This is a genomic window from Methylovulum miyakonense HT12 (genome assembly GCF_000384075.1).
Lineage (GTDB): Bacteria > Pseudomonadota > Gammaproteobacteria > Methylococcales > Methylomonadaceae > Methylovulum > Methylovulum miyakonense.
This window is the reverse complement of sequence record NZ_KB913025.1, coordinates 3,566,680-3,580,250: the sequence shown is the minus strand read 5'-3', so window position 1 is coordinate 3,580,250 and position 13,571 is coordinate 3,566,680. Positions and strand designations below refer to the sequence as shown.

The 13,571-nt window shown below is 50.0% G+C and carries 11 protein-coding genes, 1 tRNA gene and 1 CRISPR repeat array; of the genes, 3 read left to right on the top strand and 9 right to left on the bottom strand.

The genetic code is table 11. From position 1 onward, the window contains the following. Positions 1 to 60: 60 nt before the first annotated feature. Together METMI_RS25685 and METMI_RS0117625 are read right to left on the bottom strand one after the other, a co-directional pair. Positions 61 to 603 carry a RebB family R body protein gene (locus tag METMI_RS25685; protein WP_019867621.1) on the bottom strand — a complete coding sequence of 181 codons (543 nt, stop codon included), beginning with the start codon at positions 601 to 603 and terminating at the stop codon, positions 61 to 63. A gap of 354 nt (positions 604 to 957) precedes the next feature. Beyond that, a complete protein-coding gene (locus tag METMI_RS0117625) occupies positions 958 to 1,836 on the bottom strand; it encodes an AraC family transcriptional regulator (RefSeq protein ID WP_083930387.1) in 879 nt (292 codons plus the stop codon). Between the two features lie 749 nt (positions 1,837 to 2,585). Here METMI_RS0117625 and METMI_RS28195 point away from each other — a divergent pair. Further along, complete coding sequence (locus tag METMI_RS28195; protein ID WP_269634463.1) at positions 2,586 to 2,783, top strand: Uma2 family endonuclease; 198 nt, start codon at positions 2,586 to 2,588, stop codon at positions 2,781 to 2,783. 46 nt (positions 2,784 to 2,829) lie between these two features. Then, positions 2,830 to 3,156: a Uma2 family endonuclease gene (locus METMI_RS28190; RefSeq protein ID WP_269634462.1), complete on the top strand. Its 327-nt coding sequence runs from the start codon at positions 2,830 to 2,832 to the stop codon at positions 3,154 to 3,156. Positions 3,157 to 3,232: 76 nt separating this feature from the next. Beyond that, positions 3,233 to 3,532: a CRISPR direct-repeat array (repeat unit 36 nt; unit sequence GTTGTGATTTGTGGGTAAGCCTTAGTCGGTTACACT). 69 nt (positions 3,533 to 3,601) lie between these two features. Here METMI_RS28190 and cas2 read toward each other — a convergent pair. From cas2 to METMI_RS0117585, 6 genes are all read right to left on the bottom strand, one after another. After that, on the bottom strand, positions 3,602 to 3,889 hold the full coding sequence (gene cas2, locus METMI_RS0117610; RefSeq protein ID WP_029151774.1) for a CRISPR-associated endonuclease Cas2: 288 nt from the start codon (positions 3,887 to 3,889) through the stop codon (positions 3,602 to 3,604). Between the two features lie 20 nt (positions 3,890 to 3,909). Beyond that, complete coding sequence (gene cas1 / locus METMI_RS0117605) at positions 3,910 to 4,809, bottom strand: type II CRISPR-associated endonuclease Cas1 (RefSeq protein ID WP_019867617.1); 900 nt, start codon at positions 4,807 to 4,809, stop codon at positions 3,910 to 3,912. Next, positions 4,806 to 7,934, bottom strand: a complete 3,129-nt coding sequence (cas9, locus tag METMI_RS0117600) for a type II CRISPR RNA-guided endonuclease Cas9 (protein ID WP_019867616.1) — start codon at positions 7,932 to 7,934, stop codon at positions 4,806 to 4,808. The genes cas1 and cas9 overlap by 4 nt, the downstream gene beginning before the upstream one ends. A gap of 443 nt (positions 7,935 to 8,377) precedes the next feature. Then, positions 8,378 to 8,453 (bottom strand) — tRNA-Lys (locus METMI_RS0117595). Between the two features lie 143 nt (positions 8,454 to 8,596). After that, entirely contained in the window at positions 8,597 to 8,782 is a 186-nt protein-coding gene (locus METMI_RS0117590; protein ID WP_019867615.1) for a YbdD/YjiX family protein, read from the bottom strand. Continuing rightward, the gene (locus tag METMI_RS0117585; protein WP_019867614.1) at positions 8,782 to 10,851 is read right to left on the bottom strand and encodes a carbon starvation CstA family protein; all 2,070 of its coding nucleotides are present in this window, start codon (positions 10,849 to 10,851) and stop codon (positions 8,782 to 8,784) included. The genes METMI_RS0117590 and METMI_RS0117585 overlap by 1 nt, the downstream gene beginning before the upstream one ends. A 608-nt stretch (positions 10,852 to 11,459) precedes the next feature. Here METMI_RS0117585 and METMI_RS0117580 point away from each other — a divergent pair. Further along, positions 11,460 to 12,077 carry a class I SAM-dependent methyltransferase gene (locus METMI_RS0117580; protein ID WP_019867613.1) on the top strand — a complete coding sequence of 206 codons (618 nt, stop codon included), beginning with the start codon at positions 11,460 to 11,462 and terminating at the stop codon, positions 12,075 to 12,077. A gap of 48 nt (positions 12,078 to 12,125) precedes the next feature. On the opposite strand, the gene glgA is transcribed toward METMI_RS0117580, so the two are convergent. After that, positions 12,126 to 13,568, bottom strand: coding sequence for a glycogen synthase GlgA (gene glgA / locus METMI_RS0117575; RefSeq protein ID WP_019867612.1), 1,443 nt, complete (start codon positions 13,566 to 13,568; stop codon positions 12,126 to 12,128). Positions 13,569 to 13,571: the final 3 nt, after the last annotated feature.

Genomic DNA, 13,571 nt, shown 5'->3' with positions numbered 1-13,571 from the left:
TACTTGCCGACATTGATTGTCATGTGTTTATGTAGCGTCCATCGCAATTTTTAATACCACTCAGCGTAAGTTTTTAATGATAGCCAATACGCGTTCGTAGTTTTCGGCCTGTTCCGGCGTTTTGATCAATGCCGCCAAGGAACTGGCGATGGCCGCGAGTTGGATGATACGCAGCATTTGCAAATAAGCCGTCTCGCCAAACTTATCCAATGAGGCAGCGAAGGCTTCACTGATGAGGCGGATGCTGTCGGAAAAATCGTTGGTGGTGGACGAATTGTGGCTGGCATCCAGCAGGGCGGCTGACGGGGTGATGAGGAAGGATTTCATCGCCTCTTCAAGTTCCGTTTGGGTTTGTAAAATCTGTTGCGAGCCGGCGGATGGTGCGGCGCTGTCTAGGGTGTACAAGGCTTCCACGCCCATCGTTGTTGCCGCGAGCATGGTCGTGTAACTCTGTTGTTGCGCGTTGACGGCATTATTGGCGGCGTTGGCCAAAGCTTGCGCAATCGCCATGTACAGGTTGGGCGAGCCGGGCGGGGTTTCACTAGGCGTCATCTGTTTGTTGATGGGTTCAGGGAGTTGGGTGCTTGGGTGGTTCTCGGACATGCTGCATTCCTATCGGTAAGGTTGTGGAGGTTAAGCATCGGGTCAATATTGTACCCCTATCTTGCGTTAAAGATCGATATGTCTGCCTAAGGTCATCTGGCAATTATCAAAAGTACGGGGCGTTATAGGAGGTTTAATAAAATCGCCTTTCGGAACCACATTAGCCGATAATATCCGGGCGTCAGGAACCACATTAATGAAGAATGGCTAAAGTATGCGTAATTGTGCTCATTTGCACACCCCAGCGCATCACTTGCAGGCTCTCGACCATTACAGGCGCACAAGTGACAGGTTTAGGCCGTGCTTGAATCGTAATGAGGCTGGCCACTTATGCTTTAGCCATGATGTAAAAATTCAGGCTCCTTTCAAAGGCAAATAAATATCGGTGATCAACTCATGCTCGGGCACGTCCGGAAACAGGTTCAGATAGTGAAAGAAGCAAGGAAAATCACGTAATTCTTCATTGCTTTCCGGCAGCCATATCCCATATAAAAATCGTATCTTGTCGTCCATAGCTTCATGCGGGCCTAAATGGCGAATCACAGCGCAACGCCCGCCCGGGATTATTTTAGTCATGACACTTTGCGGATTCTCCGGCACGTCCGCTTCGACTGAGCCGCAGAGGTCAAATCTGAATTTTTCAGGAGCCGTGATTTTAGGGTCGTCGTAGGCGAGTCCGTAAGTATTGCTGGTTTTCACTGGGGATAATTGGCTGGTCTTGCGCCATTCGATAAATACCCCGACCGAATCGTTCAATGTCTCAACCGCCCCACGATGCTCCAGTACGGCGACTTTGGTTTCTTTAAATTCCACGATGTTTACTTGCATGTTGGTTTTTCCTCTGGGTATGGGTTGCCGATATTTTTCATGCCAGGACTTCCATTGCGGTTTTTTTCTGAATTGTGAGGGTGTCTGACCAAAGGATTTTTTAAATGCGCGGGCAAACGATTCTGGATTTTCGAATTTGGCATCAAATGCAATATCGATAATCCGTAGATTTTGGCTAAATGCCAACTGGTACGATGCTCGTTTTAAACGTATCAACTGGATAAACCTGAAGACATTAATCCCCATATACTCAGAAAATTGCCGGTGGAAGTGATATTTAGAAAATAGGGCAATCTGGCTTAATCGTTCGACAGATAAATCTTTATCAAGGTTGTCCCGGATGTAGCCACATACTCGCTCCATTCTGTCTTCATATGAACTTATCTGCATAGCAAGGCCAGCCATTGTTCCAGTAATCTCTAATATCTCTTCTAGGTGGGGCTTATTCTGCCATACTCCTGAACGGGTATCCTGACCATAATTGCTATTCTAAAAACCGATATTTTCCTGTAGTCGCGGGCTGGGTGATTGATGCAAACTAGCACAATTGGCGGGCAGCGCGTACGCTTGTCACTGCGCAACTTATAAAATCCTGGGGGCGCATTTGAATGCATTTTTGCAAAGTGCAAAGCCAACATAATCCGGCTGTTTTTGATCAACGAACGTCTATAGCTGATGTTACGCAGCCAATAATTTCTGTAGCTCTTCATAAGCCATTTGGTTGGCCTTAATAAGCCGCTTGGCCCGGATGGCGAAATGGTTGCGCTGGTTCCCAAGCTTCAGCTTCACTGCCATTAAGTTAAGGCTTTAATCAAAATAAAACAATTAATTACGAACGAATTTGTAGGTCGGGTTAGCGATAGCGTAACCCGACCTACGATTGATATGCACCGCAAAAATACAACCATAACTGCATGAATATTAATATTTATTTCTTAACTTAATGGCAGTGAAGCTTCAGCTTGGGAACCCAAGTCTCAGAAGCTCTAGATTTGAGAATGACAGAAAGCTAGAGCTTCCACTCCTGCATTCCAAAGCTGGAGCTTGGGAACGAGGCCACCATTACCATTCATTCATTAATCCCCATTATTTTGGAGTATGATTTGACCTTACCTTACCTACAGCATCCCATGCACACTAATGGAGCGTAAACCATGAATACCGTCCTCAAGCCACGTTTTACTGCCGATGATTATCTACAGTGGGAAAGCGGGCAAAGCGAAAAGCACGAATACTTGGCGGGCGAAGCGTTTGCAATGGCCGGGGCGCGGCGCAAGCATGTCGTGGTCAGCCTGAATATCGCCGCCGCTTTTAAGCAAGCCCTATGCGGAAGCGGTTGCCAAACGACATGAAATTACGGGTCGAGCAAGCGGACGCTTTTTTTATCCTGGCGTGACGGTGTCCTGCTCGGCGCAAGACCACCACGCCGGGCTTTATTTGTCCGAACCCAAACTGATTGTCGAAGTCTTGTCCGATGCCACCGCCGCATTTGACCGGGGCGGTAAATTCGCCGCTTATCGCAGTCTGCCGTCGTTACAAGAATACGTCATCGTCGACATCGCCGACCGCTGCGTGGAATGCTTCCGCCGCACTACCGACAATGGCTGGTTGTTGCAGGATTACATCGGCGAACAGGTTTGTCAGTTTACCAGCATAGGAGTCTCGATGGCGTTGGTTGAGGTTTTTGAAGATGTGGTGGTTGAAGGCGGGGATGCTGTGGGGTAGCCAGAGCAATGGCGCTATACCCAAAAGCCGTCTTTCCGGCACCCGCTAGAACGTGATAGCAAATCCCTACCGCCCCGTTGTGATTTGTGGGTAAGCCTTAGTCGGTTACACTCCCGGTGGGTACGGTGATCCAAACGGTGACGTTGTGATTTGTGGGTAAGCCTTAGTCGGTTACACTCGTATTGTTCGCGTAAATGCGCATCATAGAGTTGTGATTTGTGGGTAAGCCTTAGTCGGTTACACTATCACCTAATTTTAATGCGCTGGCCTCGGCGTTGTGATTTGTGGGTAAGCCTTAGTCGGTTACACTAAAATAACCCCCGGGCAATTCTGCCGTGACGTTGTGATTTGTGGGTAAGCCTTAGTCGGTTACACTACCCCATCAATAACCCACTGAAATATAGTGAGTAACCCCCGCTTTTACTGTCAAAAAAGCGAGAGTTGCTCAGGGGGGGGGTTCAATAGGTCTGCGCTTTTTCCCATAAAACACCTCAATTTTTCCAAACTGCTTGTCTGTTATTTTTACAATCCGCACTTCGCCGTCCGGCGGCAACTTCTGCTTCACCCTTTTTACATGCACCTTGGCGTTTTCATCGCTGCTGCTATGGCGCATGTAAACCGAATATTGCATCATTGTATAACCATCATCCAACAAAAAGCCCCTAAATTTGGTGTATTGCTTGCGGGCTTGCTTGGTGTCGGTCGGCAAATCAAACAAAACGATAATCCACATGGAATTTAAGCCGCCAAAGCTCATAACAGTAGTTCACCCCATTCAGGGTAGTTGATTTTCTGATTTTTATCGTCAAACGCCCGCTTAATGTCCGCCATCAGATAATGGCTGGCAACCATCAGTGGCATGGTTTGTTGGTTCCAGCACACCGATTCGCTTAACAGTTTAAGAAAAGGGAGTTTAGTGGTTTGGTTGACTTCTAAAGCGGGGTATTGTTGGCTGAGCTGATAAACGCGCAAGTCCACCCACGGACGAAACGGTTCCATCACATCGTCTGCCAAACATAAACCGTCGTATTGGTTGCTATGTTGCACACCTAAAGCCGGATGCAAGCCGCTGGCGACAATTGCCCGCGCCACCATCGCCCGCATGATGCCATAGCCGTAATTGAGCAAGCTGTTGATGCCTTCGGCATCGGTATCGCGGCGGAACCCATCGCCAAACAATAGCCGCCAGTATTTTTGCGCGGCTTGCGCTTCCAAATTTTCAGGGTCGCCCGCTTTTACGTTTTCGGCAAGCCGCTTTAAAGGCAGAGGGTTTTTGCCGACGTGTTTTAGCACTTGCGCTTGACCGCTGATTTTATGTTTGACAATTTGCTGCCAGACGCGCTTTTTGGCGGGCAAGCTCAGGCTGATTTGTTGCCGGATGATTTTGCTGTGCAAACTATTGCCATCACTGATGGGCAACAGCACCGAATACGGCAAATGCCGCGCGTCGCAAAATACGATGGCGGCGTTGTTTTGCTGGCAACTGATAACCACGGCTTGGGTGATGACTATCGCCGGATGCTGCAAAATCAGCACGCCCAAATCTTCAATCGGTATTTGCGCCACGGTTTTGCCGTTTTTGTCTATCACCAGTTGTTGATGAAGCTGGTGCAAATAGGCTTGCTCGCTAATGTCTATGACGCGCTTAATCATGCGATGACTTTCCCTAAAATATTGAGCTTATGTTTTTGCAAGCCCAATGCCATCAATGCAGGGATCGTTGAATCTTTATCCGGCAATGTCGTTGCTTGGTCTCTCGCTTTATCTTTGGCCTTGTCTTGCGTTTTTGAAGATGCGGCAGTGTGTAGCCTTAGCTGCATCCGTTTATTATGGCTATCTAGGTTTTGCACCCGATAAAATACCCTCTGTCCGCCATTCTCAATACTCACAATGTCATTGATGTGCAAGGCCATCACAAACTCAAATCCCTCACCGTGGTCGTTTTTGGCTATCGGCTGCTTAGGTTTGCCGATGCCTTTGGCACGGTGGCTGGCTTCCATCATGGTGACAAACTCGCCGCTGTATTTGCCGGATTGCTTGTCGCGTAAAATTTCCACATGGTGCAAATTGCCGTAAGCCAGCCATTTGAAGACCTTGCCTTGTTTGTCACGTGCGCCAAATTTGGATTTTTCCAGCTTCGCCAAGGTGGTTTTGGATTGCACAATCCGCACCCGCTTAATCGGCGTTTTGCCGTCTTTGTGCAACACAACATTGCCTTCGGCAAAGGCTTCTTTAGGTTTATTGCCAAAACGTTTTAAATGCTGTTCAACTTGTTCCTTAACGGCTGCATCGTAAATTTTGTCCACTTGGGTAAAATTGCCGTCCAAATTTTTGCGGTTGACGTTGCCAATACCCTCAATAAATCCTGCCCCCGTCACTTCGTGCAATTCACCGCTCAATTTAAGCTGCGGCGCGTGGGCAACAATCACCTGGCTTAAGGCTTGCTGCAAATCTTCACGCAAGCTAGGCCATAGCGGGTCAATGTGGATGTCTTTCATGTTGAGCTGCGATTGTTTACGTTCCAAATCTTTGGCGATGCCTACCAGCGCGGTGTAAAAACGCCGGTCAACACAAGCAATCACCACGGCATCAATGGCATGGTGGCGGTGGTCGCTGCGGTCTTTTGCGTCACCTTCGCCCAGCAAGTTGTTCAAGCCCCATTGATGCCGCACCCACGCGGTGGTGATGCCTTTGCTGACCGATACATCTGCACCCAGTTGTTTGACGTAATCCAAGGCAACACGGCTGATGTAACGGGTGTCGTTGAGCTGGCTGCTGATAAAGTCGCGTTTTTGCACGTCGGCGGCGGTCATGACAAAGCGGTTTTTTTTACTCTGCAATCGTCTGTCCCAGCGTTTGAGGGCTTGGGTGATCTGGTTCCATTTGCTTTCGTCTTTGCCGAAAGCGTCAATCGGTGTTTTTTGGCCTTTAAAGCGGTTTTCTTGGTTGTAACACACCACTTTGTTCATGTACGAATCATCCAGCGATTCGCTGTACGGCAAGATGTGGTCGATTTCTATCTCCGCGCCAAACAAGGTGGATAGGTTGATGGCTTTACCAGAATAGGCACAACGTTGGTCTTGGTCTTTCCAGAGCCGATATTTGATTTTGTCGGTTTTGCCGGGATAGTTGCGTAGCTGCAAATGTGGGTTTTGCTGGCGCATTTCCTGAAATTTGTTGGTCGCCTCGTCATTGGCTTTGGTGTTGGCCTTTTGCTGTTTGTCGTGTTCGGCGTAGCGTTTGGTGTTCATTTCCAAATCCCGCGCCATTTCAATGCGGATGGCATCGGGTTTGCCGTATTCGGCAATGATGGCGTTGATGAGACGTTTCAGTTCATGCAAGCCTTTGTTGACGATGGGATTGGCTGTTTCGGGTGGCGCGGGGAGCTTGGCCAGCGGGATGATCTCTTGCCGCTCGTAGCCATAACCGGCACTGACGCGGGCATCGGAAAAAATCTGCCCTTGTTGCAAAAACGGCAATAAGGCGTTGATGGCTTTAACGGATAAGTTGCTGTGGCCGGGTTCAAACTCCAGCAAGCACAGTTGCACGGCAATGTCAGGCGGTATGTGCCAATGTTTTTCCAAGCGATTTTTAAGCACGGATTTTTTCTGGATGGTCAGTAAATCTTCCACCAGCGCGTGTTGCTGGTCGTCGTTAAAACTGTCCCAAGCCGGAAATACGCGGCAAATTTCACAAGCGGTGATATTGCCTTTGAGCTTTTTGCTGCCGCGTTCTAAGTTGAATTCGATAGTTTTGTCAAAGCCCAGGGCTTTTCTAATCCCTGCAAAGCTGATGCTGGCTTGGTGTTCAAACAATTGCGCTAGCTTGGTTTTTTGCGCTTCGTTCAGGCTTAGCCATTGATCGGTATGGTTTTCAAAATATTGCAAGTTGTTGATGTCTTGCCAGTAGCGGAAACGTTGGCTTTCTAAACGGGCAATATTGGCGCGGGTACGTTTCGGTTCTAGCGAGCATTTGCCAATACGGTCAGCCCGGAGTTTTAGCGGACGCTGGTAAAATATGATGTGGTCGATTTGTTTTTTGGCATCATCGGTCAAAACGGTGTGATAGTTTTGTTGTTTTTCCCAAATTTTATCCAGCTCTTCGTGGTACATTTGACGGTCGGTGCGTAAATGCCCACCATCGTGGCTGCGGTTGCGTTGGCATTCGTGAAGGTCTCGCGTTGCCAGATATTCGCCCAACGTCCGGCAATTAGCAGCGGCGATAACATTTCTAAAATTCTTGATTTGCTCCTTAAACGCACTTTCTTCTTTCGCGCGTTCCGTACTATTATCTTCCTCGTCTTCCAATTCGGCTAACACGGCGAGTACGTCAGGGTCATCCGCCATATCGCCCAACAAGGTCTTACGGTTGCTCAAAAATCCGCGCCGCTGTACCAAATGTAGTAACACACGGCCTAATTCGTAGGTGGTGAGCGGTTCGTCAAGGGCTTTAGCGCGAAGCGGGTACGGGTTGCCGATGGCGTTTAGTTCGATTTCTGGGGTGAAACTGCTTTGCAAGTCATCGGGCAATAATTTCAGGCTGATTAAAAACTTTAGCATCCGCAGTTTGCGTTTGGCGCGTCGTTGCAAGACGCGGCGGGTCAAACGGGCGTTGCGCCTTTTGACGTTTTTCGGGGTTGGCGTTTTTTCTTCAACGGCTTTAATAAAAATCCGGCTGCCAATATTGATAATCCGGTTGGGTTTGCCGTCTTCTTCCGCCAATAACGCCCAACCGATGGAGTTGCTGCCTAGATCCAGACCTAAAACTTTCTTGCCCATGATTTCCCCTACTGTATAATCGGAGCCTCAGTGTAACCGACTAAGGCCTATTTGCTTTTCATACCAATGTTGTAATTTGCATGGTGCATTTTATACCAATGAGATTCTTCGTAGGCACCGCTTCTACGCGACCACAGCCCTCGCAAGGTAAAACCTAAGGGGGCTTTTTTATGCCTATAAGGAAAGTTTTGAGGTGATGTATTGCAGTTGGCTCATAGGATAAGCCTTGCTGGGTTGTGAGTGAAGGTAAGGATATAAATCCTAGTCGTCACTTTGATGAGTGGGTTTTTTCCAAAATTACGGCAATTATTGTGGAAATTTTGTATCTGCCAAATATTGGCGATTTGGTCATACTATAGAATAAAATCGGTTACATACTGGTTACTTATCAAACAAAAAATAAATTCGATAGTAACTGTAAATATATAACCGATTGTTTATATTGGTGGGGCGTGAGAGACTCGAACTCTCGACCCAAGGATTAAGAGTCCCTTGCTCTACCAACTGAGCTAACACCCCAAGATCTTGAAGGGGGCAAATTGTAATCGAAATCGTCTGGCTTGTATATGCGCGTTTCGATTTAGATGTGTTTAGGCGTTTCCAATTAAGGTTCAAATGGCTTCAGAAACAGGTTTAATGACCTTCCGATAACGCCAAAACCCTCAACAACACCGCTTCACGCCTTGCCATTGCCCATCTTGCCATTGTTTAAAAAACTCCGCCTTACTTAAGGGCGGGTTTTCCGCATCGGCATGGTGCCGGGCGTAATGGCGCAGATACCGTTCATAAGCGTCATCGCCAGACAATTGGCGCACGCCACGCCAAAACACTTTGAGGTGCTTCAACATTAGTCCCTCACCCATTCTTCAACTAAACGGCTAGGGATGTGCGGCGACTCGGTCAACGGCGGCACGGCTTTTCCGGTTAGGTAACGGCTGCACACCCGCAACATATCAAACACAATTAGCCATAGCAGGCTGACAAAAGCGATACTGATATAAGCATCCAAATGCAGGTTAAAAATCAGTTGCGGGGCGGTGGCGGCCTTTTCCGGCGGTAGGCTGCCGCTGGCCAATTTGTCGGCCATGTCGTTGGCGGCGGCGAAGAAGCCGATACGAATATCCTCGCTGGTAAGTTTTTGCCAAGTGGCGGTGCTGGTGATGATAATTAGCCAAGCCAGCGGCAAGCCCGTCACCCAAGCAAATTTCAGCTTGTCGGATTTCACCAGGATTGCCGTGGACACGCACAAGGCGATCGCCGCGAGCATTTGGTTGGCGATGCCGAACAGCGGCCAGAGGATGTTCACGCCGCCATTCGGGTCGATCACGCCGATGTACAGGAAATACCCCCAACCGGACACCACCAACGCGCTGGTGATGAGCGCGGATGGTGCCCATGACGTCTCGCCCATTTTTGGCCAGATATTGCCGAGCATATCCTGCAACATGAACCGCCCGACCCGTGTTCCGGCATCCAGCGTGGTGAGGATGAAAATCGCCTCGAACATAATCGCGAAGTGGTACCACACCGCCAACATGCCTTGCCCGAACGCGCTGCCGAAAATGCTTGCCATACCCACAGCCAAAGACGGTGCGCCACCGGTACGCGCAAACAAGGTCGTTTCGCCCATTTCCTTGGCCAGTATCTGCATTTGCTCGACTGAAACCGGAAAGCCCCAAGACGAGATTTTCGCCACCGCCTCTATGGCCTCCTTACCGACGACACCCGCCGGGCTGTTTATGGCGAAGAACACGCCAGGATCCAGCACGGTGGCGGCGATCATCGCCATCATCGCCACGAACGATTCCAGTAACATGCCGCCGTAGCCGATGGTGCGGATGTCACGTTCGTTTGATAACAGTTTGGGGGTGGTGCCGGATGCGACCAAGGAATGGAAACCGGAGATCGCCCCGCAGGCAATGGTGATGAACACGAACGGGAACAATTTGCCGCCGAAAATCGGCCCGGTGCCGTCAATGAATTGGGTGACCGCGGGCATTTTTACGGTCGGTTGCAGGACGATGATCGCCACCGCCAGCAAGGTGATCGTGCCCAGTTTCATGTAAGTGGACAAATAATCACGCGGCGCAAGGAGCATCCAGACGGGCAAAATCGCCGCCGCAAAACCATAAGCCATAATCCACCATGCCAAAGTCAAGCCTTCATGGTCGAACCAGGTGCGCATGACCGGATGATGGTCTATCCAACCGCCTGCCGCCACCGATAACAACAACAAGGCCACGCCGATTGCCGAGGCCTCCAGCACTTGCCCAGGACGGAAATGGCGCATGTAAAAACCGATGATGATGGCGATGGGGATTGTGGCCGACACGGTGAATGTCCCCCACGGGCTGTGTTTCATGGCATTGACGACCACCAAACCCAACACCGCGATCAGGATGATCATGATCGTAAACGTCGCAAGCAATGCCGCCGTACCGCCCAGTGCGCCAAGCTCGTCCCGCGCCATTTGCCCCAGGCTTTTGGCGTCACGGCGGGTGGACACGAACAAGGTCACCATATCCTGCACACAACCGCCCAAGACCGAGCCGAACAAAATCCATAGCGTCCCTGGCAGATAACCGAATTGCGCCGCCAAGGTCGGCCCCACTAAAGGCCCGGGGCCGGCTATCGCGGCAAAATGGTGCCCGAACACGATCCATTTATTGGTCGGCGTAAAATCATGGCCGTTGTCCAGCCGTTCTGCTGGCGTGGCGCGGGTTTCATCCACCGCCAACACTGTCGCGGCGATCCATGCGGCATAAAACCGGAACGCGATCGCATAGACACATAAGGCGGCGGTGACAAACCATAAGGCATTGATGCTTTCGCCCCGTTGGATGGCAATGCCACCGATTGCCGACGCACCGATGATGGCTATGGTTAGCCAGATAAGTGTTTGTTGGAGGTTTTTCATAGGAGTTGCCCGTAGGTTGGAATTCTGAAAGTTACCGGAGCGTAACTTGTTTGATCAATGTTCTGTGGAATTGCGAGGAGCCAAAGCAATCCGGCCCTTTGTGTGGCTTAAGGCATAGTTTACGATGAATGCCCGGCCTTTTGCACCCCCCCCTTTGAAAAGCAGCCGTTTAGCGGGCTCCAGCAGGGAAGGGGGCTGTTGGCCCCATTGGAATACTGCCGGAATGCCTTAAGGTGGGTGCCGCCGCCGCTTGGAAAGCGTGGTGAAAGCCAAATTGTCCAAATTTGCCGCCCCAAAAGGGGCTGTCTTCCTGTCCGCTACCCATTGGGCTGGGGCGGCCTGGCTACACAAGGCACACGAACAGTGCCGGGCGGGCCAGGAAAACTGTTGGTGGTGCCAGGAAAGTGATCCTGCTCAGTCACCCCCAAAGCCAGGATAATTGGCTGGCGACGGCTTCCTAAAAAACGGGAAGTGGGTCATCCTGAGGTTGTGCCCACCAACCCTGGAACTACGGCTTATTCGGGCTTATGGGGAAGAAAATTATATTGCCGCCCTTTCCTTACACGCTGTAACATGCCCGCTTCCCATCCATCCACGGCTGATTGTTTATGAAAGCAGGTAGCGAAACCATTAAAAGGCGTTATGACCGTATAGCCCCGTATTTTGATATTTTTGAATCAGTTATCGAAGGCTTATTGTTTAAGAGATTGCGCAAAAAGCTCTGGGAGCGGGTGGAGGGCTATCATGTCCTTGAGGTCGGTGTCGGCACGGGCAAAAATTTCGATTATTACCCGGGTTATGCCCGTATCACCGCAATCGATTTTAGCCCGGGCATGCTTAAACAGGCGGAAAGGCAGCGGGAGCGTAAAAAAGTTGTGGTGGATTTGGAACTGATGGACGTGCAGTCTTTGTATTTTGCCGATAACAGTTTTGATACCGTGGTCGCAACTTTTGTGTTCTGTTCCGTGCCCATGCCCTTAAAAGGTTTGAAAGAATTGCACCGTGTTTGCAAACCAGGAGGGCAGGTGTTGCTGTTGGAGCATGTGTTAAGTTCAAGGCCGTGGATGGCATGGTTGATGAAAAAGTTGAACCCCTTGGCGCTACGTTTGTTTGGGGCGAATATTGACCGTAATACCGTCAAAAGCGTCAAAGCCTGCCCGTTCGTGTCAGTACGGGTGGATGAGGGTAGCGGGGATATGGTTAAATTGATTGAAGCCAGGAAGTAGTTTTCAAAAGGGACAACATCCTTGGACGGGATATTGTCCCTAAGGCTGTTAATGCTTGTTTAGGTTTTCATACAGGCGTAAATATGCTTGCGCACTTTGCCGCCATGTAAAATCTTTACGCATGGCATTGACCTGCATCTTTCGCCACTGCTCAGGCATGTTATAGAGCAACATCACCCGTTTGATGGCTTCCAGCAAGGAGCCCGAATGGGCATCATTGAACACGATGCCGCTGGCCGTGCCATTGGCCAGGGTTTCCGTTGAGGTGTCGATGACGGTATCCGCCAAGCCCCCGGTTTTCCTGACGATGGGGATGGTGCCGTAGCGTTGGCTGTACATTTGGTTTAAACCGCAGGGTTCAAAACGGGACGGCATCAGGAAAATATCCGCCCCCGCTTCAATCAGGTGCGCGAGGCTTTCATCGTAACCCAGCCTGATGGCGATCTTATCGGGGTATAGCTCCGCCAAATGTTGCAGGCGGATTTCGACGCTTTTGTCGCCACTGCCCAGCAAGACGAACTGCATCGGCATATTGACCATTTCCGGTAAACAATCCAGCACCATGTCTATGCCTTTTTGTTCAACTAAGCGGCTAATCAGGCCAAACACCGCCACATTTTCATTAACGGGCAGTTGGACACGATGTTGCAATTCCGTTTTGTTGCGGACTTTGTCATGAACAGAATCGGCGTTATAGCGTTGGTGGATATAACCATCGGTCTCGGGGTTCCATTGGTCGGTGTCAATGCCATTGATGATGCCGATCAAGTTGTCTTTGCGGTGGCGTAACAAGCCTTCCAGGCCATAGCCAAAAGCCGAGGTTTGGATTTCCTGTGCGTAGGAGGGGCTGACGGTGGTGATGCAGTCGGCATACGCCAGGCCGCCTTTAATGAACGACAACATATTATGGAATTCCAGGCCTTCGGGGTTCCACAACTGTCCCGGGACATTCAGCGTGACCATGCGGCTGGCGGAAAACAGGCCTTGATAGGCAAGGTTATGTACCGTGAACACGGTCGCAGGACGGTCTTTTTCCAAAGACAAGAGGGCTGGCACCAAACCGCTTTGCCAGTCGTTACAATGGACTATGTCAGGTTTCCAGTGTTGGCCGATTTTGTCCATTGCGCAAATCACCGCAATCCGGCAAAAAAAGGAAAAACGTTCGGCATTGTTGGGCCAGGGGTTGCCTTCTTCGTCCGTATAAGGGTTGCCCGGATAATTAAAAAATTCATGGCAATCGACTAGCCAGACCGGAATGGAGCTGTCCGGAAGGCGGGTTTCCAAAATCTTAATGTCCATGTTGTCCACACGCATAGAAAACAAGGTGTGGACATCATTGTTGAGCTTAAGCCCCTGGTAATTGGGTATGATCAGGCGGACATCTTGTGACAATTCCGCCAAAGCTTTCGGCAGGCTGCCCGACACATCGGCAAGCCCCCCGGTTTTAATTAAAGGATGTGCCTCGCTGGTGACAAACAGTATTTTTTTCATTAT